Source organism: Latilactobacillus graminis DSM 20719 (assembly GCF_001436415.1).
GTDB classification, from domain to species: domain Bacteria; phylum Bacillota; class Bacilli; order Lactobacillales; family Lactobacillaceae; genus Latilactobacillus; species Latilactobacillus graminis.
In genome coordinates, this window is record NZ_AYZB01000006.1 from 94,859 (window position 1) to 120,734 (window position 25,876).

At 40.8% G+C, this 25,876-nt stretch carries 28 protein-coding genes and 2 pseudogenes; 8 read left to right on the forward strand and 22 right to left on the reverse strand.

The window, feature by feature from the left end; genetic code table 11:
* Positions 1-40 precede the first annotated feature (40 nt).
* From FC90_RS03460 to larA, 8 genes are all read right to left on the reverse strand, one after another.
* Entirely contained in the window at positions 41-1,204 is a 1,164-nt protein-coding gene (locus FC90_RS03460) for a cysteine desulfurase family protein (RefSeq protein WP_057907919.1), read from the reverse strand.
* A gap of 140 nt (positions 1,205-1,344) precedes the next feature.
* The gene (larE, locus tag FC90_RS03465; RefSeq protein WP_057907920.1) at positions 1,345-2,181 is read right to left on the reverse strand and encodes an ATP-dependent sacrificial sulfur transferase LarE; all 837 of its coding nucleotides are present in this window, start codon (positions 2,179-2,181) and stop codon (positions 1,345-1,347) included.
* 24 nt (positions 2,182-2,205) lie between these two features.
* Positions 2,206-2,511 carry a hypothetical protein gene (locus FC90_RS03470; RefSeq protein ID WP_057907921.1) on the reverse strand — a complete coding sequence of 102 codons (306 nt, stop codon included), beginning with the start codon at positions 2,509-2,511 and terminating at the stop codon, positions 2,206-2,208.
* Positions 2,512-2,531: 20 nt separating this feature from the next.
* Positions 2,532-3,245 (reverse strand): D/L-lactic acid transporter LarD, encoded by a 714-nt coding sequence (gene larD / locus FC90_RS03475; protein WP_057907922.1) that lies wholly within the window; start codon positions 3,243-3,245, stop codon positions 2,532-2,534.
* Between the two features lie 100 nt (positions 3,246-3,345).
* Positions 3,346-3,816 (reverse strand): nickel pincer cofactor biosynthesis protein LarC2, encoded by a 471-nt coding sequence (gene larC2, locus FC90_RS09550; protein WP_083482003.1) that lies wholly within the window; start codon positions 3,814-3,816, stop codon positions 3,346-3,348.
* The gene (larC, locus tag FC90_RS09555) at positions 3,798-4,628 is read right to left on the reverse strand and encodes a nickel pincer cofactor biosynthesis protein LarC (RefSeq protein ID WP_057907923.1); all 831 of its coding nucleotides are present in this window, start codon (positions 4,626-4,628) and stop codon (positions 3,798-3,800) included. The genes larC2 and larC overlap by 19 nt, the downstream gene beginning before the upstream one ends.
* Positions 4,625-5,407: a nickel pincer cofactor biosynthesis protein LarB gene (gene larB, locus FC90_RS03490; protein WP_057907924.1), complete on the reverse strand. Its 783-nt coding sequence runs from the start codon at positions 5,405-5,407 to the stop codon at positions 4,625-4,627. The genes larC and larB overlap by 4 nt, the downstream gene beginning before the upstream one ends.
* An 11-nt stretch (positions 5,408-5,418) precedes the next feature.
* A complete protein-coding gene (gene larA / locus FC90_RS03495) occupies positions 5,419-6,693 on the reverse strand; it encodes a nickel-dependent lactate racemase (RefSeq protein WP_057907925.1) in 1,275 nt (424 codons plus the stop codon).
* A gap of 234 nt (positions 6,694-6,927) precedes the next feature.
* Here larA and FC90_RS03500 point away from each other — a divergent pair, with 234 nt between their 5' ends.
* The 4 genes from FC90_RS03500 (at position 6,928) to FC90_RS03515 (ending at position 10,222) form a co-directional block, all read left to right on the forward strand.
* The gene (locus tag FC90_RS03500) at positions 6,928-7,593 is read left to right on the forward strand and encodes a Crp/Fnr family transcriptional regulator (RefSeq protein ID WP_057907926.1); all 666 of its coding nucleotides are present in this window, start codon (positions 6,928-6,930) and stop codon (positions 7,591-7,593) included.
* Positions 7,594-7,691: 98 nt separating this feature from the next.
* A complete protein-coding gene (cbiM, locus tag FC90_RS03505; protein ID WP_057907927.1) occupies positions 7,692-8,699 on the forward strand; it encodes a cobalt transporter CbiM in 1,008 nt (335 codons plus the stop codon).
* A 76-nt stretch (positions 8,700-8,775) separates the two neighbouring features.
* Positions 8,776-9,492, forward strand: a complete 717-nt coding sequence (locus tag FC90_RS03510; protein WP_057907928.1) for an energy-coupling factor transporter transmembrane component T — start codon at positions 8,776-8,778, stop codon at positions 9,490-9,492.
* A 4-nt stretch (positions 9,493-9,496) separates the two neighbouring features.
* Positions 9,497-10,222, forward strand: a complete 726-nt coding sequence (locus FC90_RS03515) for an energy-coupling factor ABC transporter ATP-binding protein (protein WP_057907929.1) — start codon at positions 9,497-9,499, stop codon at positions 10,220-10,222.
* 58 nt (positions 10,223-10,280) lie between these two features.
* On the opposite strand, the gene FC90_RS03520 is transcribed toward FC90_RS03515, so the two are convergent.
* The 9 genes and pseudogenes from FC90_RS03520 to FC90_RS03550 form a co-directional block, all read right to left on the reverse strand.
* Complete coding sequence (locus tag FC90_RS03520; RefSeq protein ID WP_057907930.1) at positions 10,281-11,252, reverse strand: S66 family peptidase; 972 nt, start codon at positions 11,250-11,252, stop codon at positions 10,281-10,283.
* A gap of 139 nt (positions 11,253-11,391) precedes the next feature.
* Entirely contained in the window at positions 11,392-11,529 is a 138-nt protein-coding gene (locus tag FC90_RS09415) for a hypothetical protein (protein WP_164477409.1), read from the reverse strand.
* 5 nt (positions 11,530-11,534) lie between these two features.
* The gene (locus FC90_RS03525; RefSeq protein WP_057907931.1) at positions 11,535-12,179 is read right to left on the reverse strand and encodes a DsbA family oxidoreductase; all 645 of its coding nucleotides are present in this window, start codon (positions 12,177-12,179) and stop codon (positions 11,535-11,537) included.
* Positions 12,180-12,194: 15 nt separating this feature from the next.
* Positions 12,195-13,139 (reverse strand): thioredoxin-disulfide reductase, encoded by a 945-nt coding sequence (trxB, locus tag FC90_RS03530; protein ID WP_057907932.1) that lies wholly within the window; start codon positions 13,137-13,139, stop codon positions 12,195-12,197.
* The gene (locus tag FC90_RS03535; RefSeq protein ID WP_057907933.1) at positions 13,136-13,477 is read right to left on the reverse strand and encodes a thioredoxin family protein; all 342 of its coding nucleotides are present in this window, start codon (positions 13,475-13,477) and stop codon (positions 13,136-13,138) included. The genes trxB and FC90_RS03535 overlap by 4 nt, the downstream gene beginning before the upstream one ends.
* Positions 13,478-13,830: 353 nt before the next feature.
* Positions 13,831-13,947, reverse strand: a pseudogene (locus FC90_RS09630) (hypothetical protein); the annotation flags it as partial.
* A gap of 481 nt (positions 13,948-14,428) precedes the next feature.
* Positions 14,429-15,121: a 5'-methylthioadenosine/adenosylhomocysteine nucleosidase gene (locus FC90_RS03540; RefSeq protein WP_057907934.1), complete on the reverse strand. Its 693-nt coding sequence runs from the start codon at positions 15,119-15,121 to the stop codon at positions 14,429-14,431.
* Between the two features lie 41 nt (positions 15,122-15,162).
* A complete protein-coding gene (locus FC90_RS03545) occupies positions 15,163-15,453 on the reverse strand; it encodes a hypothetical protein (protein ID WP_057907935.1) in 291 nt (96 codons plus the stop codon).
* An 11-nt stretch (positions 15,454-15,464) separates the two neighbouring features.
* A complete protein-coding gene (locus FC90_RS03550) occupies positions 15,465-16,007 on the reverse strand; it encodes an NUDIX hydrolase (protein WP_057907936.1) in 543 nt (180 codons plus the stop codon).
* A 176-nt stretch (positions 16,008-16,183) separates the two neighbouring features.
* Between FC90_RS03550 and FC90_RS03555 the strand changes: the two genes are divergently transcribed.
* The 4 genes and pseudogenes from FC90_RS03555 to FC90_RS09585 form a co-directional block, all read left to right on the forward strand.
* Entirely contained in the window at positions 16,184-16,864 is a 681-nt protein-coding gene (locus tag FC90_RS03555; protein ID WP_057907937.1) for a 5-bromo-4-chloroindolyl phosphate hydrolysis family protein, read from the forward strand.
* Complete coding sequence (locus FC90_RS03560) at positions 16,864-18,057, forward strand: toxic anion resistance protein (RefSeq protein ID WP_057907938.1); 1,194 nt, start codon at positions 16,864-16,866, stop codon at positions 18,055-18,057. The genes FC90_RS03555 and FC90_RS03560 overlap by 1 nt, the downstream gene beginning before the upstream one ends.
* A 66-nt stretch (positions 18,058-18,123) precedes the next feature.
* Positions 18,124-18,990, forward strand: a complete 867-nt coding sequence (locus tag FC90_RS03565; protein WP_057907939.1) for a hypothetical protein — start codon at positions 18,124-18,126, stop codon at positions 18,988-18,990.
* Positions 18,991-19,271: 281 nt separating this feature from the next.
* Positions 19,272-19,388, forward strand: a pseudogene (locus FC90_RS09585) (IS30 family transposase); the annotation flags it as partial.
* A 302-nt stretch (positions 19,389-19,690) separates the two neighbouring features.
* Here the strand turns inward: FC90_RS09585 and FC90_RS03570 are convergent.
* The 5 genes from FC90_RS03570 to galT form a co-directional block, all read right to left on the reverse strand.
* The gene (locus FC90_RS03570) at positions 19,691-21,124 is read right to left on the reverse strand and encodes an MFS transporter (protein WP_057907940.1); all 1,434 of its coding nucleotides are present in this window, start codon (positions 21,122-21,124) and stop codon (positions 19,691-19,693) included.
* 146 nt (positions 21,125-21,270) lie between these two features.
* The gene (gene tyrS, locus FC90_RS03575; RefSeq protein ID WP_057907941.1) at positions 21,271-22,530 is read right to left on the reverse strand and encodes a tyrosine--tRNA ligase; all 1,260 of its coding nucleotides are present in this window, start codon (positions 22,528-22,530) and stop codon (positions 21,271-21,273) included.
* Between the two features lie 378 nt (positions 22,531-22,908).
* Entirely contained in the window at positions 22,909-23,109 is a 201-nt protein-coding gene (locus FC90_RS03580) for a cold-shock protein (protein ID WP_057907942.1), read from the reverse strand.
* 107 nt (positions 23,110-23,216) lie between these two features.
* On the reverse strand, positions 23,217-24,257 hold the full coding sequence (locus tag FC90_RS03585) for an aldose epimerase family protein (protein WP_057907943.1): 1,041 nt from the start codon (positions 24,255-24,257) through the stop codon (positions 23,217-23,219).
* 19 nt (positions 24,258-24,276) lie between these two features.
* Positions 24,277-25,764: a UDP-glucose--hexose-1-phosphate uridylyltransferase gene (gene galT / locus FC90_RS03590; RefSeq protein ID WP_057907944.1), complete on the reverse strand. Its 1,488-nt coding sequence runs from the start codon at positions 25,762-25,764 to the stop codon at positions 24,277-24,279.
* Positions 25,765-25,876: the final 112 nt, after the last annotated feature.

Here is a 25,876-nt window from a genome sequence, read left to right on the forward strand (position 1 = left end):
ACTGAATAAGTCTATTTTAGCACAAGCACGTAAACGCTGCCTACCCCTTAGCTACTTGCTTTGCCAAATTGCGTTTCACAATCTTCGTGAGTGCTTCGGCAAAAGCGGCAACCTCTTCACTAGTCGTTTCGTGACCAAAACTAATCCGGATGCTTTCAGCAACGCGGGGGCTATCTTCACCATACATCGCAATCAACACGTGTGATGGCTCCAAATCACCAGCCGTACATGCCGAACCACCTGAAATCGCAAAACCAGCTAAATCAAGATTCATCTGTAAGACATAGGTTGAAACACCTTTAATCCAAAGGTTCACAACGTGGCCGACTTGATCAGCACCTTCTGCGTTCAGCGCAAAATCAATGTCGTTTGCCGCTAAAGTCGCCAGTAATTGCTGTCTGAACCCAGCATATCGTGCTTGAATATCAGCTTTAACCGCCGGTGTCAGTAATTCAACCGCCTTAGCAAAACCAGCCACTGCGGGCACATTTTCAGTTCCTGCCCGACGTTTCTTTTCTTGTTCGCCGCCTAAGACAAATGATGGTAAGTGAACCGCATCATTGACGTAGAGAAATCCGATTTGCTTGGGCCCATTAATCTTGTGGGCCGAGACTGCCAGTAAATCGATGTTATCAGCTTGTACATCGATATCTAATAAGCCATATGTTTGGGTGGCATCTGTGTGGAACCAGGCATTTGATTCACGGACAAGTTCCCCAATTTCGTGAATTGGCATGTGACTGCCGACTTCGTTATTACCCATCATAATGGATACTAAAATCGTTTCGGGGGTCAAAGCTGCTTTCAAGTCGTTTAAATCAATGACCCCTTGTTCGTTAACGGGCAAGTAGACCACGTCAAAGCCTTGAGATTCTAAATAAGCCATGGGTTTTAAAACGGAATGATGTTCAATTGCCGTTGTAATAATCCGCTTGCCTTCTTTAGCACGCAGCTTGGCTGTCTGTAAGATTGCCGTATTATTACTTTCCGTTGCCCCACTCGTTAAGATAATCTCGTTATCCTTAGCATGAATGCTCTGGGCCAAGGTGTGACGGCTCGTATCCAACACTGTATGCGCTTGTCGGCCAAAATAATGGGTGCTTGATGCATTCCCAAAATCGGCTTGCATCTGTTCGGTCATCGTCGCGATGACCTCTGGTGCCATAGGCGTCGTTGCCGCGTTATCTAGATAAATATGTTTCACAATTTTTCGCCTCATTTTAAAAAAGTATCTATAATAGTTTACCATAGTTCCCTTTTAAAGCACGGATAAACACTTTTAGCTACCAAAAAAGGCCCGGACAAAGAAACCCTGTCCCAGCCTTTAAAACACTTGATTCCAGATTAAGCAGTCATTAAAGCTGCTTTTTGGGCGGTCGTTAATGTTTCATTCATCCGGCCGCTCTTGAATCCAGCTAAATCAACGGTCACAAATTCAAAACCAGCTTGTTGTAATGCTTGATTGATTTGTTCGCTGTGGGTTAAAAACTCAGCAATTTGTGCTTCTGGAACTTCAACCCGGGCGATTGAGCCGTGGTAGCGTACGCGGACCGTTGCAAAACCTAAATCACGCAAGAATTTTTCAGATTGCATCACTTGGGCAATTTTTGCTTCCGTTAAAGCTGTATTGTATGGGAAGCGCGAAGAAACTGAGCAACTAGCGACCTTGTTCCAGTTGTTCAAGTTCAATTTTTTAGCCAATTGACGGACATCAATCTTATAGAACCCAGCTGTTTGAAGGACACTTTCCGCACCAGCTTCGTCACGAGCCCGTAAACCTGGACGGAAGTCACTGTTATCATCCATAATCATCCCATCTAAAACATGATCAAAGCCATTTTCAGCAGCGATTTGATTCAACTGGTTGTAAAACATCTGCTTACTATAATACCATGTTTCAGGTGTGTTATTGGCGATGTGTTCGTCGGCTAAATAGTTCAAGGTTGTGGTTGCGACATTAGCACCCATTTCTGTGGCTAGTTCGATGGCTTTGTTAAATTCTTCGTCTGTGAATAATTCTGAGTTAGCAACGACTGCTAAGACGTTTTCTTTGCCAAGTGTCTCTAAAGCCATTTTTAAAACTAATGTGCTATCAATCCCACCAGAAAAGGCAACAATCACTTTTTCCATTTGTTGTAAACTGGCAATTAGCATAGCTTTTTTTTCAGATAATGTATTCATTGTTAAAGACTTCTTTCTCAATTTTTAAATTAATTGTTTTAATTCTGATAATTCATTTTGAATATGATCAGCCTCAGCTAAATCATGATTATCCAAGCTCTTAACAATCATCAAGTTTAAATGAGTGGCACACTCAACGAAGTGCTTGAAGGTTGATTGATTGGGCGTTTGTTGAGTCCCTTCTGAGTCACTATAGAGCTGTTGGGCTGTTAATAGTGCCTGTTGGGCCTCAATTAAACTGGTCGTAATAGTGCTTTGCTGTGAAGCATGCGTAGCAACTTCAAATAAGTCGAGCATCATGCTTTGAGTTTGTTTAATTTGTTCACGCATCGTTTTTTCCTCCGATTGAATTAAAGCCCAAAGAAGCTCCGCATAAAGAGGGCAGCACATAAGCCACCTACAAATGGTGCAATTCCGGGAACGATAATCCCATATTGCCAATCTGAGTTGGCTTTATTTTTAATTGGTAAGATAGCATGGGCAATTCTAGGGCCCATATCACGCGCTAAGTTCATCGCAAAGCCGGTTGGACCGCCCATTCCCATCCCAATCGCCCAAACAAGTAGACCAACTGCGATTGGAGCAATCCCAGGTGTCTTTACTTGAGTAATTGCTAAAATGGATGCAATAAAGACGAATGTTGCAAAAAATTCAACGAAAAAATTACGGGGTAAATTACGGATACCAGGTGCCGTTGAAAAGATGTTACGGATTGCAACGGGATCGACATTGCCTTCTGATGCTTTAAATTCATCGGCATACATGATATAGACGATGACTGCACCGACCACTCCGCCCAAAACTTCTGCGACTGAGTAAGGGATGAACATTGCCCATGAAATATTACCTAAGATACATTGTGCTAGCACCATAGCGGGATTAATTGAAACATCCCCGAAGATGAATAATGAGACTGTAATCCCAAAACCCCAGGTGGTAATCGCAAATAGGTGACCTGAACCACGATATTTAGAACCCTTTAAAACCTCGTCACTGTGAACTCCGACCCCAAAAACGATCATGAGCGCAGTTCCCATAAATTCTGCTAATAACTGATGAATCATGAATAATTTCCTCCAAATAATAACTATTTTAATATCTAAATTTTTATAGCATAAACGTGCTCTTTTCAGACATGTTGCTGCGGTTAGCGATGGCACACGCTTATTTTAGTTGCTGATAAACAGCACGATAAACTTGATTGAGCGCCACATCGAAGGTCTTAGCGGCGGCTAAACAATCGTCAAACTCTGGCGTACATTTTTCAATATCGTCATAGTTCACGACTTTGACCCGAATCTCACCGTAACCAGTCGTGACGGTCATAAAATGTCGTGACATGATGGTGCGCTCCATTGTCTGATAACGCACACCAACAGTTGATGTATGTTTCAAGATCAAATAGGTCATCGCTTGTTGGTCGGCTGGATGAATCATGACCGTCAACTTAGTGGCTGGCCGATTCTTCTTCATCTGAATTGGACTGAAAAAGGCATCGAGCGCCCCATTGTCCATCAACAATTCTAAGACCGGTGCTAAACTTTCAGCTGACTGATCATCAATGTTCGCTTCCAACACTAAAATCTGATCAGCACTGGCTTTAACAATCTGTTGGCTTAGTTTTTTTTTTCGCACAACATCACGCGCAGTGCATTAAGTTGTGGTGTTTCTCGATTACCAAAACCATAGCCAACTTGCATAATCGTTTGATCGTTTGGGATTGGACAGAATTGGTCAACAATTGTCTTGACAATCCCCATCCCAGTTGGCGTAATCAATTCAGTATTCAAGTTGCGATTTTGTTTAATTGGAATACTGCTGCCCACTCGCATTTGCATAACGGCAGGGACCGGCACGGGCATCAGGCCATGGGCAACTTTGATAAACCCGCTCCCATCTGTTAATTCCGATGAATACACTTGGTCGACTCCTAATAATTCAAGCGCCACAAATGCCCCAACAATATCAACGATTGAATCTAACGCCCCAACCTCATGAAAATGAACATCACTTAATGGTAAGTTATGAACAACTGCTTCTGATTGCGCAATTTCTGTAAAAACTCGTTTGGCGTTCGTTTTAACATAATCGCTTAAATCACTGTGATCAATGATAGCTTCAACCTCTTTTAAATGCCGCACTTCATCACTATGACTGTGAGAATGCCCGTGGTCTGCTTCATGAATATGTGAATGTTCATGATGCTGTGCTGGTATTGCTTCAATAAAGCCTGCATCTTTATGCACAGCGTCTGGCAAATGCACGTCAAAATCGGTACCATAAATACTACTTTTGGCAATCCGTTCGGCATGTAGATGGTAGCCTGGGACATTCAGTTTAGCCAACTCTGTTTTAAATTGTTTGAAATCAATGCCCAAATCGAGCAATGCACCGATAAACATATCTCCACTAATTCCTGAAAATGCATCTAAATAAAGCGTCCTCATTTGTCATCCTCCGTGTCACTTAAATGATTAATCATACTGGCTGAGTAACCGGCACCAAAACCGTTGTCGACATTGACGACAGTGATCCCGGAAGCACAACTATTGAGCATCGTCATCAGCGCCGTCAAACCACCGAAATTAGTACCGTAACCGATACTCGTTGGAACTGCGATTAATGGCTTTTCAATCAGGCCACCAACAACACTGGCTAAGGCCCCTTCCATTCCAGCAACGACAATGACAACTTGAGCTTGCCGAATTTCTTCCAGATGAGCAAATAAGCGATGAATCCCAGCAACACCCACATCATAAATTCGCTTGACTTGATTACCATAAACTTCAGCGGTCACGGCGGCTTCTTCGGCCACAGCCATATCAGACGTTCCAGCCGTCACTACCGCAATATAGTGTGCTGTAGTTGGTAGTGGTTTAACCGTTAATGCAACGCATTGCGCCATTTCATGGTACACGGCCTCAGGTTCCGCCGCATGAATTAAAGCATATTTTTCCGGCGAGACTCGTGTACATAAAATATTTTCAGCATGTCGTTTTAAGGAACCAATAATCTCAATAATTTGTGTAGCAGTCTTACCAGCACCATAAATAACTTCTGGATAGCCATTCCGTTTTGACCGGCTTAAATCAACCTTAGCAAAGCCTAAATCATCGATATTTTGGGCGCGTGTCAGTTGTGTTTGAGCCGCTGACACACTTATCTTTTGATTGGCAACGGCTTCTAAAAGCTGTTGCAAGTCATTTGTTGTCTCCAAACTACTCATTCTTTCTATTGTTATTTCACAATAACCCCTAAACCATCCGGGATAACTGTGACTTTTGCGTCTGTCCCTTCAATTTCGTAGGCCCGTTCTAACGCAGCATCTAAACTGGTTGCCAATTCCATGTGCATCTTCTTAATCAATTGTGGATCAACCAAATCAGACACGAAAATCACATGATGTTGGACCAAAATACGAGCTAAAATTTGTGACGTCCATTGATCCGGGACAGTTTCAAGTCGTGGTGTATTAATGGCTTGTTCCAAAAATTCTTTTGGATCCTTAACATCGGCAATATTGTGATAGAACCCATCACCACCGTGACCGTCACGAGCACCAGCGACCATGATAATCACACCGCCTTGTTTGTTAGTTGCTTCAGCAGCAGTCATCCCTTTAACGGCTTGATAAATATTTTGATCAAGTGGATAGCCCCCGTTCGTTGAAATCGCGATATCACAATCAATTTTGTCAACTTTTGATAGACTTTCTACAAAATCACAGCCTTTTTTATGCGCTGTCTCTAGATTTCCAGCAAAGGAACCAATAATATGTTTGTCTTCATCTAAGACCACATTCAAAATAAATTTTAAGCCGGCTTTTTTAGCTGCATAAACCATATCCTTATGCACTGGATTATGCATTAAATTCCCAGTTCTTGAATAATGAGAGTTAATGAATTCGCCTGAGTGGTTGGCCATGATTGTTTTATATGAAGCCACCCCAGGGAGAACAGATTTCCGACCGCCTGAAAAGCCAGCAAAGAAATGCGACTCAATAAAACCTTCTGAAATTAATAAATCTGCTTCAACTGCGACTTTATTGATGATACAGTCACCACCTGATGGCAATTGACCAATTTTCACAACTGAGCTGTCATCAGTTGAAACATGCATGACAATTTCTTCGTTGGCGACAATGTCTTCACCATATTTATTAACCAATTCTTCGTGCGTTGAAGGGCGATGAAACCCGGTTGCGACCAAAATTCGGATCCGTGCATCAGGTGCGACAGACCGAATACGCCGTAACAAGATGGGGGTGATAATGTGTGAAGGGACTGGCCGGGTATGGTCGGAACTGATAATCACAATATTCTTTTTCCCTTTAGCTAGCTCTTCTAACTTCGGGCTATCAATGGGATTGTCTAATGATTTTTCAACCGTTTCGACCTCACTCATTGGATTTTGATATGTAGCAGCTTGTGAAACAAGCTTGCCAGCAAAATTAGCATCGGCAATGTTAGCCGTGATGCTTTTTTGATCGTAAGGTAATTTAATCGCTACCAAACTGTAAGACTTCCTTTCTCAATACTGATTGAACGCTTTTTTCAAGCTACGTTCATAGTTATACAGATTTTCTGAAAAGAGTGCGATGTACTATATTGACTACATTTTAATATCACTTTTGCATGCAACAAATGTTAACAATTTACTCACTGTTACGCGTATAATTAGGATAAAGTTATTTAACAATTAGCAAAATTAATTAAACTGAATTTACAAAGGGTAGGCAGATACATTATGGTTTTAACGGATATTGAATTTTTAATTAACTTTTTAGAAGAACGGCACGTCCCAATCATCACTAAGAAGAAACATACATACCTGACATATCACGGTTTGGAAGAGCGTTACACTTACATTTTAAAAAAAGGAGTCATCAAAAATTCGATTATTTTACAAGATGGCCGTGAATTTAATCTTTCATACATCGCACAACCGGATGTCATTTCACTTTTACGGGATGAAATTTCAAAATATACTGATCAACCGTTTAACGTCCGCATTGAAACTGATGAAGCAACCTTTTATCAGATTGATCGAGTGACCTTCTGGAACTATGTAAATGCAACTCCGGAACTCCAAAACTATGTAAAAAACTATTATCGAAAAAAATTATCTGAGAATATTTATCGATTACAAAAAATGGTGATGAATGGTAAAAACGGTGGACTGTGCGCCTTTTTATATAGTTTGATTGATCTTTTTGGCAAACAGCGCCGTAATGGTATCCTCATTGATTTTGTCATCACTAATGAAGATATTGCTGGCTTTTGTGGCATTAGCTCTCGTAGTAGTGTTAATCGCATGCTTAACCATCTCAAAAAAGACGGCGTCATCGAAATGACCGACCATAAATTTTTAATTAAAAACGTTAGTTACTTACTTGATAATATCGCCAACTAAATATTCGTTAACATTTGTCAACACCATTGGTAATTGTAAACACCCATGAGATGACTAAGCTTAATAAGTGTAAACTATTCAGTGGAGGTTATTTATCGATGCATATTCCTGATAATTATTTAAGTCCCCAGACATGTGCCGTGCTAGCAGCGGCCGCTGTTCCAGTCATTGGTTTGGCCCTCAAGAAAGTCAAATACCAAGTTGCCGAAAAAAAAGAAACGGTCCCGATGTTAGGGATTTCCGCTTCGCTTTCTTTTTTAATCATGATGTTTAATGTCCCCGTTCCTGGTGGGACCACCGCTCATGCCGTTGGCGCAACCCTATTAGCGATTCTCATTGGACCGTACGCCGCTAGTCTAGCCGTGACGATTGCACTCATCATGCAGGCCTTCTTATTCGGCGATGGTGGGATTCTCGCACTCGGTGCCAATATTTTCAACATGGCTATTATCATGCCGTTTGTCGGCTATGGTCTATATCGGCTATTCCAAAAAGCACACCATTCCAAAATTGGGGTCGTGATTGGCGCTTATCTCGGAATTAATGCCGCCGCATTGATGGCCGGTATCGAACTTGGCCTACAACCGCTCGTTGCACATAACGCAGCTGGCCAACCTTTGTATGCCCCTTATCCGTTGCACATTGCGATTCCAGCCATGTTGTTCGCTCATTTATTAGTCGCTGGTTGGGTGGAAGCCGGCTTTACCCTTGCCGTTTATCAATTTATTTACCGTGTTGCCCCCAGTGAACTCTATGCCACACCAGTCCAACCGGTGGATCCACAGACCCCACACCGTTTACAGCACGCCCTTTACCTATTCATCGGCGGCTTAATTATTCTGTCACCAATCGGCTTACTGTCCAGTGGGACCGCTTGGGGTGAATGGAGCGCAAGCGGACTCGTTGCCCAACTAAAACATGACCACCTAGGGCACAGCCTGCCAAGTGGTATGGCCCATGGTTTAAACTTTAACGCTATCTTTAGTGACTACACCGTCGCTGGCATCCCATTATCACTTGGCTACATCTTATCAGCGGTAACAGCCGTCATTATTTTTTATCTTATCGGAAAACTGGTGATGAATCATTATTCAACCCAATCCTAAATTACCAACCTGGCTTCAAACAACGGAAGCTACGCCCAAAACGGTCGCGCAGTTCGACCGTTTTTTAATTCAAAATTTGCGCTTTAGCGATCGCTTACTGCGCCGCTTTAACCAAACAAAACTCCAACCCTTAACCATCCATCAAACACCTGGTATTCAATTAATTAGTTTATTGGTGACACTCATTATTCTCGTGTTAACCCACAGTCTGCTTTTGATTTGGTTGATTGGTTTATTAACATTAACCCGCATTTGCCGCTTACCAAGTCAGCATTTATGGCCGCTTTTTAAACGCGTTGGTGACATCAGTATCATTGCGATTTTATTAATTCTACCGAATTTTTGGTTAGGCCAAGTCACCACGACGCTTTTGTTTATCGTACGAACTGAAATCATGTTATTGAATATTGCCTTTTTTCTCGAGACGATTACTTGGCCCGCTTTTATTGTTGCTTTACGCCAATTAAGACTCCCTAGTCTGCTGATTTTAACACTCGAAATTAGTCTGAAATATAGCCACTTACTTGCCCAATTTTTACAAGAATCACTCTGGGCAATTCGCTTACGTTCAACCGGCAAAAGCCACCAACGGCAAAATTTAATTGGTTCACTGATTGGTCGCCTCTACTTGAGTTCTCGCGATTACATTGCTGCACTATATGACGCGATGATTCTACGGGGCTATACCGGCCAAATTAAGCGTCAGCCGCCATTGACTGTCAATCGCTACGATTGGCGGTTAATCGGTTGGGATTTAGCACTCTTTTGTCTATTCTGTTTCATTCGGAGGTAATTAGATGTTGGTCTTACAACACATTCACTACGCCTATTCACAAAGCGACAGCCTTAGCGATATTTCCCTTACCATCAATGCTGGGGAGGCTGTTGCGTTTATGGGGCCCAATGGTTCAGGCAAATCAACTCTTTTTAAATTAATTAATGGCCTAATTCAGCCTAGCGCTGGCCAATACTATTTTAAAGACCAACTTGTCGATACCCGGTTCCTCAAAAAGCCGACACAGGCCACTGCCCTCCACCGCGCAATCGGTTTTGTGTTCCAAAATAGTGATGTTCAATTATTTAACGAAACGGTCCGCGCCGAACTCGCTTTTGGCCCCGAACAGATGGGGCTTGCCCCAGATGTTATTCAACAGCGCGTTAACGATTGCTTAGCTCTATTGCAAATTGAAAAACTTGCCGATCGCGTTCCTTATCAACTTTCAGGTGGCGAAAAAAAACTTGTCGCTTTGGGCAGCGTGCTAACGATGAATCCTGAAATGATTGTGCTTGATGAACCGTTTAATGGCCTATCAGCAGCCTACCAAGCTCTCTTGATTCGTTTATTGCAACAACTGAATGCAGCCGGCAAAGGGATTTTAATTGCGAGTCACAACCTGGCTCAAGTCAAACAAGTCGCCAAACGTTTGGTAGTGTTTAATGAAAATCACCAAGTGACTCATGACTTACCACTTACAAAACTCAAGCAAAAACCAGTATTGCAACAAACTTTAGCATTACTTTAAAAAGAGGCGGATGGCACAAAAACTATTTTTGTGCCATCCGCCTCTTTTACATTTTATATTAATCGCTTTCAATTTGTAACCACTCTTCTGTAGCATTGACCGTGATTGACTGTCCAATCGGCAATGTTAAAGTCGGCTGCGTATGGCCAACGTTAACGTTGTACAAAACGGGGATTGTCTTCAAAATCGGAAACTTATTCAAAATAGCGATTAAATCCACCTCACTCAGCATGACATCGGTTGGAATACGTCCGATAATCAGGGCCTTTGGTTGCTTCATACTCTGCAATAACGCTGCTAAATTACGTGAAAAATCAAATCGATCTGACCCATCTGAGCACTCAATCAACAAAATCTGATCATTATAATCTGGTTGGTAGGGGGTCCCTTGTAATGTATAGAGTGTATTTAAATTACCGCCCACTAATGTCCCAGTTACACAGCCAGACGTATAACTTTGCCAATGATTAGTACGATAATCCCGCTTTGCATTCGGTAAGTACCACGCATCACTCGACCACTCTTTGGAAGCCGTCAATCGAATTGGTCCAGCCTCTTGCGTCATGACTTTTTGCCAATTACGCTCCTGATAATCACCCAATTGATCTGCTAATTTAAACGAAATATAGGACGGTCCATAATATGTCACTAAACCGGTCTTAGCTGTCATCGCATTCGCCAAAGCACTAAAATCAGAATAACCGCAGATTATTTTAGGATGGCTCGCAATCAAATCAAAATCGATATAGGGAAGTAGCTCATTACTGTTATAGCCACCAGTCACCGCTAAAATCGCTTTGACATTGTCATCGATGAAAGCAGCGTGCAAATCGGCAATCCGTGCTTCAATTGGACTAGAGTTGAATCGGTCCATTGCCAAGACATGCTGCCCAAACGTCACCTGATAGCCAAGCGCACTTAACCGATCATTCGCCGGTTGGTTTGCAACATATCCCCCAACACTTTGCAAACTATTACTTGGCGCGATAACGCGAATTTCATCACCGGTTGTTAAACGACTCGGTATCATCTGAATTCCCCCACTCTCAACAAACAATTTTAATTAGTTTACCTGAGTATACTAATTTAAACTACTATAAGACCCTATATTTTGCCAAAATAAAGACCCTTACTATTCAATTTTTCAATAGCAAGGGTCTCCATTTTAGCTAATCCTTTTGGTTATTATCATTTTCTTGATTATCATTATCCTGGTGATCGGCAATTAGGCAGCCATCCGGACCACAGATACCCGCTTCAGAATTATTACCGATAATTTCAATTGTTTCAAACTGATTATCAATCATTAATATTACTCCTCTAATTGAATTTGTTTAAGTGCTTTTACAAAAGCGTCATAGGGTTGTGCGCCACTAATCGCATATTTATTATTAATCACAAAATAAGGGGCGGCATTAATGCCTAACCGCTGTGCTTCATTTTCATCATCCAGTACCGCTTGGTGATAGTCATCCGAATTTAAAACCTGTACGACTTCGTTTTTATCCAGTCCAACTTCAATCGAGGCAGCTAATAAAACGGTATAATTCGCAATCGATTGCCCATCATTAAAGTAGACTTGATAGAAACGTTTGATGACATTCTCCGTCAACGTTGAATTCCCCTTACTTTCCGCTAACTTAATCAATCGGTGTGCATCAACGGTATTCGTTGGGACCACGCGATTGATTGCCATTGGTAAGCCATCATCCTTAGCCATTTGTTCGATATAAGCCATTTGATCTTTTGCTTGTGCTTCCAGCGCCTGATTGCCTTGCGTAAAGTGATTAATATAGCCTTCAGTTGTCTCTTTAGGAGCCGTTGGGTCTAACTCAAAAGATTTAAATTCTAATTGTGTGTCATCGTAAATTCCAATTTCTTTCATTGCGCGCTTCATCCGGTTTGAACCGATATAACAAAAGGGACACGCGATATCAGACCAGTACTTAATTTCCATTTCAATAACCATCCTCTATTGTTTAATTATTACCTCATAATTTAACCGTTCGATATATTCGAAAGCATTTTGACCAGCGATTCCGCCGTCCCCAACTGCTGTTGTGATTTGGCGTAATTTTTTCTGGCGAACATCTCCAACGGCGTAAATTCCAGGAACTGACGTTGCCATTTCGGTATCTGTCACAATCCAACCAGCTTCATCTGTAATATCAAGATTTTTAAACATTTGACTGTTAGGAACATTCCCAACATAAATGAAAACACCAGAAGTATTGACTACTTTTTCTTCCCCAGTTTGATTGTCTAACATCTTAATCCCCGTCACATGTTGATCATCCCCTATAATCTCAGTGACGCTCGCATGCCATGTAAAAGCCATCTTATCATTTGCAAAGGCACGGTTTTGAAGCACCTTTTGTGCGCGTAACTGATCCCGGCGATGAATAATATTAACGTTGTTGGTGATATTGGCTAAATATAAGCCTTCCGAAATAGCGGAATCACCACCACCAATGACTGTCACTTCTTTATTTTTAAAGAAGGCGCCATCACAAACTGCACAATACGAGATCCCTTTACCAGAATACTTTTCTTCCCCTAAGACCCCCAACTTACGGTTCGTTGATCCTGTCGCAATAATCACTACTTTGGTTGTGATTTCATCACTATCAGTACGAATATGCTTGGTCTGTTGCGCATCGATTGTCACCTCTTGAACATCGCCATAAACAAATTCGACCCCCGCATTAGTAGCAGTTTCATACATTCTTTCTCCCAATTCGGGACCTTTAATCGACTGATAACCCGGATAGTTTTCAATATCATCTGTATTATTCATTTGACCACCATAAACACCGCGATCCAGCATTGCTACTTTCAAATTAGCCCGTGCAGCATACATCGCCGCAGTCATACCCCCAGGTCCAGCACCGATTACAATAACGTCATAGTCCATCATTTGTCTGTACCTCCCTTAGTAGTAGCGTTATTTAAAAATAGTTCGACTTCTGATTTTGTTTTACGTTCTTTATTAACTAGTCGGCCGATTTCTTGACCATCTTGATAAGCGATGAAACTGGGAATACCGAAGACATTTAAGTCCTGCGCCAAATCAATATTTTCATCACGATCAACCTGAATAAAGTGATAATCTGAGAAATCAGCCTCAATTTCTGGTAAGTGTGGCTTAATAAAATGGCAGTCGGGACACCAATCCGCCATAAAAACTAATACATATTTACCCTGTTTTAATTTTGTATCTAGCGCTATTTTACTCATAACTGATAATTTTTCCATTAGTATTCCTCCATATCATTTTGAAGTCAAAATCAATTCAACGAAGTCGTTGAATAGTTACATGTTATCACGCATTTTATTTCTGTCAACTTTTAAACTCTAAAAAAATACGGCTGTCTTTTAAAAGACAATCGTATTTTGATATCCATTAATTTTAAAGAAACAATCAATCTATTAAAACAATTTTGAGCATCCATTTAATCTTTCACAATCACAAGTCATTCACATAAACATGGTATTATAGTTGGCGTGAACGTACGCCCCGACACTTTGTAAGCTATCACTGGGCGCGATAAAGCGAATTTCATCACTTTCTAACAATCGTTTGGGAATCATCTCAACTCTTCCCATCACTACTTCGTAGCACTTACATAAACAAGCAATTGTCGGCGTAAATCCCGTCCTCCATCTGCATACTGAGCTTTAAAAAAAGGCTCGTAAACCAAACACCAATAATTAAGTGTTCGATTGTCCCCCTCTAAAAAGGCATGTTCAACGTCAACTTGATCATACTTTTAACAATCGTACACATAATCGTCGTTTTCGTAATCGCAACCGGGCGGTCTCGTCCATCCAAAATAACATTATAGTCTCCAACTTGTGGGACATGCTCATCGGGTTCATACAACTCAATTGCCGAGGTAGTGGCCTTTTTTGACCGATTATCTCCAATCGTGCTAATTCATTGGCCATTTGTTCTGTATTCCCCAATAAATAGATCTCCGCTGGTTGCGAGTTAGGTGGCAACTGTTACTGTTCCATAAATTGTTACCAATGCCACTGCACTTTTGGCGTCATTGCCATTCCCCCGTTGTTAGTTTAGTAGAATTTTAGCCATTTAACCAAAAAAAGAAACTTCCCCATCAGGAAAAGTTTCTTTTTTAATTTTATGCCCACCGACACATCTTTTTGAGCATCATGGGATAGCTTTTAATTTTGAATGCACTCATTTTATTTAATATTCTTCAAAAAGTTAAGCAACATTGCTGCTGATTTTTGACCGGCTTCTACGATGAATTCGTCAAACGTAACGCCGGCTTCTTCATCGCCGACGTCGCTCATGGCGCGAATAACGACGAATGGAATCTTGAATTGAGTTGCAACTTGCCCAATTGCAGCACCTTCCATTTCACAAGAAAGGGCTTCTGGATAGATTGCTTTGATTGCCTTGATTTTATCTTGGCTAGCAACGAATTGATCGCCGGTCACAATTAACCCAACACGTGGTTGTAAGTCAACCGCTTTGGCAGCTGCTTCGATTTGTCGAACAACCGCCGCGTCACTTTCAAACCGCTGGGGTTGTTGGGGTAATTGACCTGGTAAGTAACCAAAGGCCGTTGCTTCAGCATCATGATAAGCGACTTCGCTTGAAATCACTACGTCGCCGATGTGGAGGCCTTCACCAATTCCACCAGCTGAACCGGTATTAATCACAACATCCGGTTTTTCTTCAGCCAGTAAAATCGCCGTTGTCATTCCAGCTTGGACTTTACCAATTCCGGATTCAACCAACGTCACTTCATGCCCATACAATTGTCCTTTATAGAAAGTATTCCCGGCCACCGTATGTTGTTGCACATCTTCTAATTTTGTTAAAAGCGTCCGTATTTCTTCTTCCATGGCGCAAATGACACTAATTTTCATACTAATTCTCTCCATTCTAAAAAAACATTAACTTTATCATTCTATAGGAAAAAAAGGATCAAGTAAACGATAATAATTAAGCCAAAGGTAATCCCAATCGCCCAATTCAATCGTTTCTTCATTCGTTTAACGGCTGGTGGATCACTTTTCTTAGTCCGACGCGTTACCATTTCTGGTTCGTCTTCGGTCACCGCTTTAAGGGCTTCTTTTTGCTGTTCACGCGCATATTCGCGCTCGGCCCTGAGGCGCTCTTGATCGCGCCGTTTAAAAGCAGCTTCTTCAGCCACTTTTTGTTGTCGATATGTTTCGCGCGTCTTGGGTTCGTTCGTCATCTATCCCGCTCCTATTTTGCTTGTAATTGCCAGTAATACAACGCCATGATCGTTTTTGCGTCACAGATTAAACCAGCTGCGACCGCTGCTTGTGCCTCTTCTAGCGTTAACTTTTCAACATTCAAAAATTCGTCGGCGTCTAATGAACGTTTATGCATGACTGGTGTTAAAGCATCACTGTAATATAAATTCATTAATTCATTTGAAAAACCCGGTGATGAAAAAAAATTCGTCACATGGACTAACTGGTTCGTTGTTAAACCAGTTTCTTCATTTAATTCACGTAATGCGACCTGTTCTAAGTTCTTTTCACCCGGATCAATTTTACCGGCCGGAATCTCTAACGTTTCACGTTGCATGGGTGCCCGCCATTGCCGTACTAAAATCAGGCGATTATCCGCCGTAATCGGGATAATGCCAACTGCACCATGATGATAGACAATCTCACGACTAGCAGTTTGCCCATTTGGCAGCGCGACTTGTTGAACGGCTAGATCAATGATTTGTCCTTTGAATAGTGTTTCTTCCGCGAGAACCTTCTCTGTATAATCCATCTGCTAATGCCACCTTTACCGTTTAATCGCTATTATACGCGCATTTAAAATCGTCTGCCATCGTCAATGCTAAATTCAGGTGTACGACTGACTTAAATATCCATCCTGAGGCGGATACTCTTTTACCTTCATTCCTGTTAAAATGAAGGTATCAATTAAATCAGGAGCTGACAATTATGTTCAAAAAAATAATAATTTGGTGCACCGGTATGCTTATTACAGTTGTCTCAATGCCTATCCTTGCATTATGCTTTGATATTCAAGGTGATTGGGATAGTTTCTTCTGGTTTGTTCTTAGTTTATTATTGGGGCTCATCTACGTCACGATCAGGTTCAAACGGCTTAAACGACAACCACACTACCAAAAAGATCCGCATATTTCACCACAAATGCTCAAACATTACCAAGATGCTAACATGAGTGATGATGAAATTGACTTTTTTAGACAAACGATGCAACAAGCTGAAACACAAATTAAGATACTCGCAAACAATATGCAGGCGCTCCCTAAATTACGGGCAATCGACCTGAATCACGACACAACCAAGGTCAGCCAATTGCTTTTCCGCGCAATTGTGAAAGAACCAAAGCGGCTTCATAATGCTGGCGACTTTTTATATCGACACTTACCTTCAATCAACGAACTGACTAGCAAATACATCGAAATTAATCATCATGAAGTCAAGACAGCTGATACCTACCTCGTTTTAGATAAATCGGCTGCGGCAATCGATGCCCTTAGTCAACAGATTCAACAAGACTATGCCGACTTCGTGGCCGAAGACGTCGCTGACTTAGACACAGAAATCGCCGTCGCCCGACACCAAATTACCCCAGATTCTAAGGAGGAAGACTAATGTCTGAAACGCCCAATCCAACGAACGATTTAATGAACGATTTATTAAAAGATCCTTTCGACCAAAGTACACCAGTTGTTACTGAGGAAACAACCCCCCAGGCAGAGACCTCAATTATCAATAAGCTCTCTCCTGAACAACAAGCCCAGGCCGAACAATTGGCACAACAACTGGACGTCAGTGACCAACAAGCCGTCTTGAATTATGGCGCTCAAGCGCAAAAAAAACTCGGTGCTTTTTCGCAAACAATGCTCAATCAAGTCCAAAGCCAAGAAACAGGCGAAATTGGTGACGCCCTGACTTCATTGATGTATCGTTTAAACGAAGCCAATCCTGACGAATTACGTGCTGAAGACAGCAACGTTTTCAAGCGGATGTTTGGCAAGATTAAGAAATCAGTCTACGAAATTACCGCCAAATATCAGAAAATCGGCGCTCAAATCGACGGGATTGCCGTTAAATTAGATAAAGAAAAAAAGGCATTAATGCGCGATAATGAGACCCTCGAAACATTGTATGCGAAGAACAAGGCCTACTTTGATGCGCTCAACATTTACATCGCTGCTGGTCAGTTGAAGATTCAAGAATTAGAGACAACGACCATTCCAGAAGCCATGAAACGCGCTAAAAATGACGATAACCAGATGGTCGTGCAAGAAGTCAACGATCTCAATCAGTTCAAGAATCGCTTGGAAAAGCGGACCTATGATCTGGAATTAGCCCGGCAAATCACGCTACAACAAGCCCCTCAGATTCGCCTGATTCAAAACACTAACCAGGCACTAGCTGAAAAGATTCAGGCTTCAATTAATACCGCCATTCCACTCTGGAAAAACCAAGTCGCGATCGCCCTCACCCTTCTTCGTCAAAAAGACGCGGTCACTGCCCAACGACAGGTGTCTGAAACTACTAATGATCTCTTGAAGAAAAACAGCGCGATGTTGAAGATGTCTTCAATTGAAACCGCCAAAGAAAACGAGCGCGGTGTCGTTGATGTCGAAACCTTACAAAAGACACAAAACGACCTTGTTGAAACCCTCCAAGAAACGCTGAAGATTCAACAAGAAGGTCACGAAAAACGCCAAGTCGCTGAAAAAGAACTCAATCACATGGAAAACGAGCTACGCGAACACTTATTGGCTTATACCCAGGACCAAACAACAACCAATGCTAGTCCTAAAGATGTCAATTAAAAGCACCCATATGAGTGCTTTTTTATGTTATACTCAATTTTCATATAGGAAAGTAGGTCCTTATAGATGCTTAAAAAGAATAAACAGTCAATGATCAATTATCCGCGAGTTAGTTATTGGTTTGTATTTATTATTCTTCTAGGTCAGATTAGTACGAGCATTATTCAGCTAACCAGTATGCTGTACACCGGTCTTATTAATCTAACTGGGAACGAAAATCTATTCTGGGGGATTCCTTTCTTTGAATGGTCTTATTCAATCGTCATCATTATGGGAACAAAAGGTATATTAGTAGCAAACATAACAGCCATCCTACTATGTTTATTGTTAGCTATTTTAATCTATCAGATAAGATGCCATATTAACGCATCACTCAGTTTAATCAGTCTGTTGATCCTTGGCTTATTTGATATCACACTTACTATAATTGCTTTTTTCACCAACTCAAGTACCGGAGTAATATCAGTAGCGACATTATTCAATCCTCAAATTTCTTTTATATTAATGATTGTTTATCTCAGCCAAATCTTAATCGGTATTGGGGGTATTTGGCTTTTTAGACGGTTCTTTTTCACAGAAATGACCGTCAACCAATCCCCCTTTTCTAAACGTCATCTTTACTTGATTATCAATTTATGGGGCGTAATCTTAAGCAACTACTTACTCCACGCTATTCCATCAAGATTTTACTCTAATCTATTTTTCTTCATCACAATCATGTTTAGATTCACACTTATTATTGCGACATTCATCAATCTTAAACCTACTCAATCTGCACAACAAAAAGGTTACTTAGTCCTCTTATTAGTTCTGATTCTCGGATTGCCACTTCAGCGCTATCACTTTCAGTTTAGTAACGTTTTAATTATCATAACGATAGCAAAGTATCTAATCAAAAGCCGCCAAATTTCATCCGGCGAATTTACAATTTAAGCAAACACTAACTGAATAAAAAAGGTCCATAACGGGTACAATGGTTAACGACCAATAAAAACATTGTACCCGTTATGAGCTTTATCATCTTACAATAATTGTAACGTGAAAGTATCTTAAAAGCCACCGTAATTGCCATAAACCAAGACTGTTGCCCAGAATACAAGTTTATGCGAAAAAATTATTGCTTTAATCCCAGAATAAACATCGGTCACCTAAACAAATTGACAATCGACTAAAGAAGGAACACTTACTATCAGTGGAATCGTAATCTCAAACTATATACAAACAAGGACATTGAAGTCTGTCGACGGCAGTTAAATCAACGTCCTCGTAAAGTTTTAGATTATCAAACCCCAGAAGAGGTCTTTTTTGACAAAATATTGCACTTCGATTGACAATTCGTCCTATTAAGATGATTTAGCAGTTTTAGTTTACATACATATTCGCAATCAAAGCTTCTTCAACTGACTCGATTCTTTTTTATAAACCGTCTTTATATACGTATCCCTTAACCATAAAATGTATATTATCTATTTTATCGCACCAAAAGTTTATACCATAAACTAAATAATTTTATTCTAAGCAAAAAAGGACCTGGTTCCGATCAATATTAGGAATCAAGCCCGCACAATATCATATTAAATTATTTTACTTTTAACCGCCATCTCGTTTGATGAGCGGCGCTATTTTTGGCCAGTTAAGCTGTTTTGCGATGTTTCAACATCCGCCAACCGGTTAAAGCCGTTGCGATTAAACAAATCACTAAGGCCACCATGAAGGCTACATGCATCCCAGCAATGAAAACATTCGCGTGACCTGGAAGATAGCCCGTCACTTTTTGCCCATAATTGCGACTCATTGCGGCGTATAAAACCGTCGTTGATAATGAAATCCCAAAGACCATCCCGAGGTTGCGCGCGAGGGCGTTAATCCCACCCGCGATGCCTAAGTCTTCAACACCAACTGAACTCATCACAATCGTGTTATTCGGTGCTTGGAAAATCCCATTACCAAGTCCAACTAACCCAACGAAGAACATGAATAACCAGATGGGAGTGTGCAGATTCATCAACATATAACCAATCTGACTGATGGAAATCAACACTAACCCGATAAACGTTAACCTTTCCGGCCCAACTCGATCTGAGAGGCCTCCAGCAATCGGGGCGACCACGACTTGGACAATTGGGAAAATCATTAAGCTGTAACCGGCAAGATTAGGCGCTAAGCCTAGCGCATTTTCCAAATAAAATGGTGAAATGACATTGAAGAAGAAGTTAACGATAAAAATTAAGAACGCACAAAGTAAACTTAAACTAAAATCGATATTTTTAAACAATCTAAACGATAATAATGGCTGTGCTACATGTTGTTCAATCCAAACGAAGATACCAGTACTAATTAAGGCAATGATAAAGGCCGCTAAAATAATTGGTACGGTGAATCCAATTTGTTGGCCGATGAAAATGCCGAGGAATAAACTAACAATTAAAACTGCGAAACTAGCAAACCCAGCATAGTCAATTTTTTCATGTGTTTTAACAATATCCTGCGGTAAAATAAAATGACCAAAAATAATGGTTAAAATCCCAATTGGCACGTTAATCCAGAAGATGTAGCCCCAACTAAGATGTGCTAAGATCAATCCGCCAATCCCAGGCCCGGCAATACTCCCTAATGCAACGAACGACCCCGTTAACCCTAATGCGCGACCCCGTTCTTTTACTGGGAAGACTTCAGTAATGATGCCATTGTTATTACTCATGGTCATCGAAGCGCCAAGGGCTTGAATAACTCGAGCTCCTAGTAGTAACGGTAAGCCACCGTTGAAACCGCATAGCCATGAACCAATCACGAATAAGAAAGTTCCGATTTTAAAAACTTTGACTTTTCCAAATGCATCGCCAATTTTACCGAATAGTAACAACAAGGCACAAATCATAATCAGATAAATCGACACAATCCATTCCGCTTGATTCATTGGAATTTTTAAATCACGGCTCATGACTGGCAGCGCAATATTGACGATACTGCCATCAAGTGTCGACATGAAGGTAAATAGTCCAACAGCCATTAATATTCGCCAACGATTTTTTTGAACTTGCGGATTATCTGCATAACTTAATGCCATCTATTAGTCACTTTCTTTCGATATCTTTTTTTGATAGTATACGCTATTTTTAGGGTAAACACACTAAAAAATCACCTTAACCAAGCGGTTAAGGTGATTCAAATTTAATCTAAACGGCGTAACCATCTAAGTTTGCATACTTCTTATTAGTTAACTCGTGCTAAGAAATATTTTTTCTTGCCACGACGAACAATAACAAATTTACCTTCAAAACTTTCACTTGGATTAATTTCACTAGTTGTTTCACGAAGACGATCGCCATTAATTGTGATGGCACCATTTTGAACATCTTCACGTGCTTGTCGTTTTGAAGTCTCAATACCAGCATCTACTAAGAAATCAACTATATTCTTGGTTTCAGCTGTAATGTCAACGGTTGGTGCTTTTTGAAAGGCTTGCTCTGCTTCTTTCACATCTAAGGATTTGATATCACCTGAGAATAGTACTTCAGTAATTTTTTGGGCCCCATCCAACTCCACTTGGCCATGTACAAAACGGGTCACTTCTTCAGCTAAACGGCGCTGGGCAACTCGTTTTTCAGGTGTTGTTCTAACCGTCTCAGCAAGATCATTGATTTCGGCTTCATCCAAAAACGTAAAGTACTTCAAGTATTTGACTACATCGCGATCATCCTGGTTTAACCAAAATTGGTAAAATTCATAAGGTGTGGTCTTTTCTGGATCTAGCCAGATTGCTCCTCCGGCGGTCTTACCAAACTTGGTACCATCCGCCTTAAGCATTAGGGGAATTGTTAAACCATAAACTTCTGTTTCACTACCTTCGATTTTACGGATCATATCAATCCCGGAAGTGATATTCCCCCATTGATCTGCCCCACCAATTTGGAGTTGCACATCGTGGGTACGATAAAGATGCATGAAATCGACAGACTGTAAAATTTGGTATGTAAATTCCGTGAATGAAATTCCAACATCTAATCGGCTAGCAACAACGTCTTTAGCCAACATCGTATTAATATTAAACAGCTTACCGTAATCACGTAAAAAGTCCAACAATGAAATTTTCGATAACCAATCATAGTTGTTGACCATTGATACGTTAGCGTCATCTCCAAACAAGCGCTTCATCTGACTTGATAAAGCAGCCACGTTGTGTTGGACCGTTGCCATTGTTTGCAATTGTCGTTCTGATTTACGTCCACTTGGATCACCAATTGAACCAGTCCCACCGCCAATTACAATATATGGATGATGACCTGCCAATTGAAAGCGTTTCATCATCATAAAAGGAATTAAATGACCAATGTGCATACTATCACCAGTTGGATCGACCCCACAGTAAAGTGCAATACTCTTGTGTGCTGTTAATTCACGTAACCCATCCGCATCTGTTTGTTGATTAATCGCATCCCGCCACGTCAGTTCATCAATAATATTTGTTTGCATGTAAAATTCCTCCTAATAAAAAAAGCCCTATAATTCTTGTTAGAGAATTATAGGGACGAATTAATTGTTACTTTATTTCGCGGTACCACCCGAATTACGCCAAAATATTGGCATCACTCATTGATTGGAACGTCAATCAAACGCTCGATTCTTCACGCGTAGTGTAATTCAATTTCAAGCTTATACCGGTGTTCCCAGCATTCCCGGCTCTCTTAGTAATAGCGGCTTGTCATCTAGTAGTTACGCAATCGATAATATTCATCTACGCATATACGTTAGTCGATTTTATGATGATTGTCAATCAAAATCCTAAAATTAACTAATAAAAAGAGGCTCAGCCAAAATTAATTTTTTGTCTGGCCTCTTAGCTTTATTGAATTAAAGTTTAACGACGTTAGCTGCTTGAGGTCCACGTGTGCCTTCAACGATGTCGAATTCAACAGCTTGGCCTTCTTCTAATGACTTGAAGCCTTCGTCTTGGATTGCACTAAAATGAACAAAAATATCATCTTGACCTTCTACTGAGATAAAGCCGAAACCTTTTTCATTGTTAAACCATTTGACTGTTCCTTTTTCCATACTGTTTCTCCTTTTAAAATACACAATTATTATCTAGCTACCAAAATTGGTTATCTAAACAAACTAATTGTACGTGATTTTGTAACCGCATGCAAGCTCAAAATACATTAATTGAGTTGATAACGCGTTTGTCGATGATACTGTTCACCTGGTTGCAAAACAATATTGCCAAAACCAGCATGATGAATTGCATCCGGCATCATTTGGGCTTCAATTGCGACGGCTTGGTGCGGTTGAATTGCTTTATCTGTCAAGTTTGGTTCGTCACCGAAGCCATTCGCCGTATAAACCACAATCGCATTTCCTTGCGTGTTAATTGTGATTGAACGGCCGCTTTCAGGATCACGTAAAATTGCGTCAGCAGTGTTTTGCGTTTGATTCAACAAGAAGGGATGATCAAACCCGTTCACCAGTGTATTTTGTTCAGCAGAACTATCAAACGCCGCCTGCAATGGCTGTGGTTGCCGTAAATCAAAAACTGATCCAGTAACTGGCACCAATTCACCTGTTGGTAGACCATCCGGTTGAATCGCACCAAAACGATCACTATCAATCTGTAAAGTGTGTTTACCAACCAGTTGGTCAAAATCACCCGTTAAGTTTAGATAAACATGACAAGTTGGATTGAAGAGCGTTGTTTTGTCAGTTATTGCTTGATAGTCGACTAACCATTCGTTGGCTTCGTTTAAGGTATACGTGGTTGTCACTGCTAAGTTACCTGGAAAGCCATTTTCACCATCTGGACTCGTTAATGTGAACACAATACTGATAGCATCGTTTTTTTCGACCACTGCTGAATGCCAAATTTGCGATTCGAAACTGTGCGGTCCACCATGATTCGTGTTCAATCCGTTATTGATTGGCGCCTGGTATTTATGCCCATTCAACTCAAAAGTTCCATGCGCAATCCGACCCGCCACCCGGCCAACCGTTGCTCCAAAATAAGCTTGCTGCTTCACAAAATCTCCTAAATGATCATAGCCAATTACAACGTTGGCCATCTTTCCAGCTTTGTCTGGCATTATCAAATGCGTAATGGTTGCTCCATATTCAGTCACCGCCAGTTGATATCCCTGACTATTTTCAAGCCAATATTGCCAAATAGTTTGACCGTCAATTGTTCCAAATGATTCTCGCCTATACTTCATGCAGATTCCTCCTTATGAGTTAAAGATCTTGCGTAAATTTGATAAATGCTGCTTTACCTTGTGGATCACGCTTAAAGACCCCAGCATCTTCTAATACGCGCATGAAAACTTTACCGACTTCGTTTTGAACTAACTGTGTGACGTTGGCCATTGTTATTTCTGAATTGTCAGCCTTAATTTGATCAGCCCATGTTTGGTGATAAGCTGCCATTTTATTTGGTTGATCACAAAGATATTTTTCAACCTCTGCCATTTCATCTTTCAGACGTGGCGGTAAAATCGCCAAGCCCATCACTTCAATCAACCCAATATTTTCTTTTTTAATATGTTGTACATCAGCATGTGGATGATAGATACCGTCTGGATATTCAGTCGATGTCTGATTATCACGCAACACTAAGTCAAGTTCAAATTGGCCATCCCGCATCCGTGCAATTGGGGTAATCGTATGATGTGGTGTCCCATCCGCTGAATGAGCCAAAATTTGTACACTTGGATCACTATAGTTTTGCCATTGGGTTAAAATATGTGCCGCTAATGTTTCCAATTGTTGTGCATTAGAACTGGTTAACCGAATCACAGACATTGGCCATTTAACAATTCCAGCTTGAATGTCATCGTACCCCGCGAAATGTAATGGTGTCTCGATGCGTGCTTTAGCCATTGGAAAATCATGTCGTCCTCCCTGATAGTGTTCATGAGTCAGTATTGAGCCACCAACGATTGGTAAATCAGCGTTACTTCCAGCAAAATAGCCAGGAAATTGTTTAACAATTTGAAGTAAGTTCTTGAAGGTTACCGCATTAATTACCATTGGTTCATGTTTACCATCTAGAAAAATTGAATGTTCATTGAAATAGGCATAGGGTGAATATTGGAACCCCCAGGTTTGACCCGCTAATTCAAAACGTATAATCCGATGATTACGCCGCGCTGGAAAATCTAAACGCCCGGTATAACCTTCGTTTTCGATACATAATTGACATTTAGGATAACCCGTTTGCTTCATTGTTTTAGCTAAGGCAATTTGTTTGGGATCTTTTTCTGGCTTTGATAAATTAATCGTAATTTCTAAATTCCCATATTTAGTAGCGACATCATAAGCGATATTCTTCGCAATTGCGGCTACCTTAATATAATCGTTAGCTTGACTCAATTCATAGAAATAAGTTAACGCTCTTTCTGGATCCTTATCGTATAACGCCCAAAAACGCTTGTTAACAGCACTTGGGAGCGGCGTTATTAAATCCATCAACTTAGCACCCAAAATATCGCGTTCAGCTGTTAAATCTTGAATTTTTTGATGATCAATTGCCAATTGCACCAACGCCTCTTTCAAGTCAATCAAAGTGGTTGTCTGTTGTGCAACAACTGGTGTCTCATCATCTTCACCAACTAAATCTAAAACAACGTTAAATAAATATTGTTCATCTTCAGACGTATAAGTTTTTTCTGAAAAAGTACGAACTTTTGTAACAAATTTTTGAATTAATTCTCTTGCTTGCATATTCTTTCCTCTACCGATCTGCATAGCCATTAGGATGGTTTAAGTGCCAATTCCATGCGGTTTCAATAATTGCTTCCATATTGTCATATTCAGGGGTCCAACCGAGCATTTC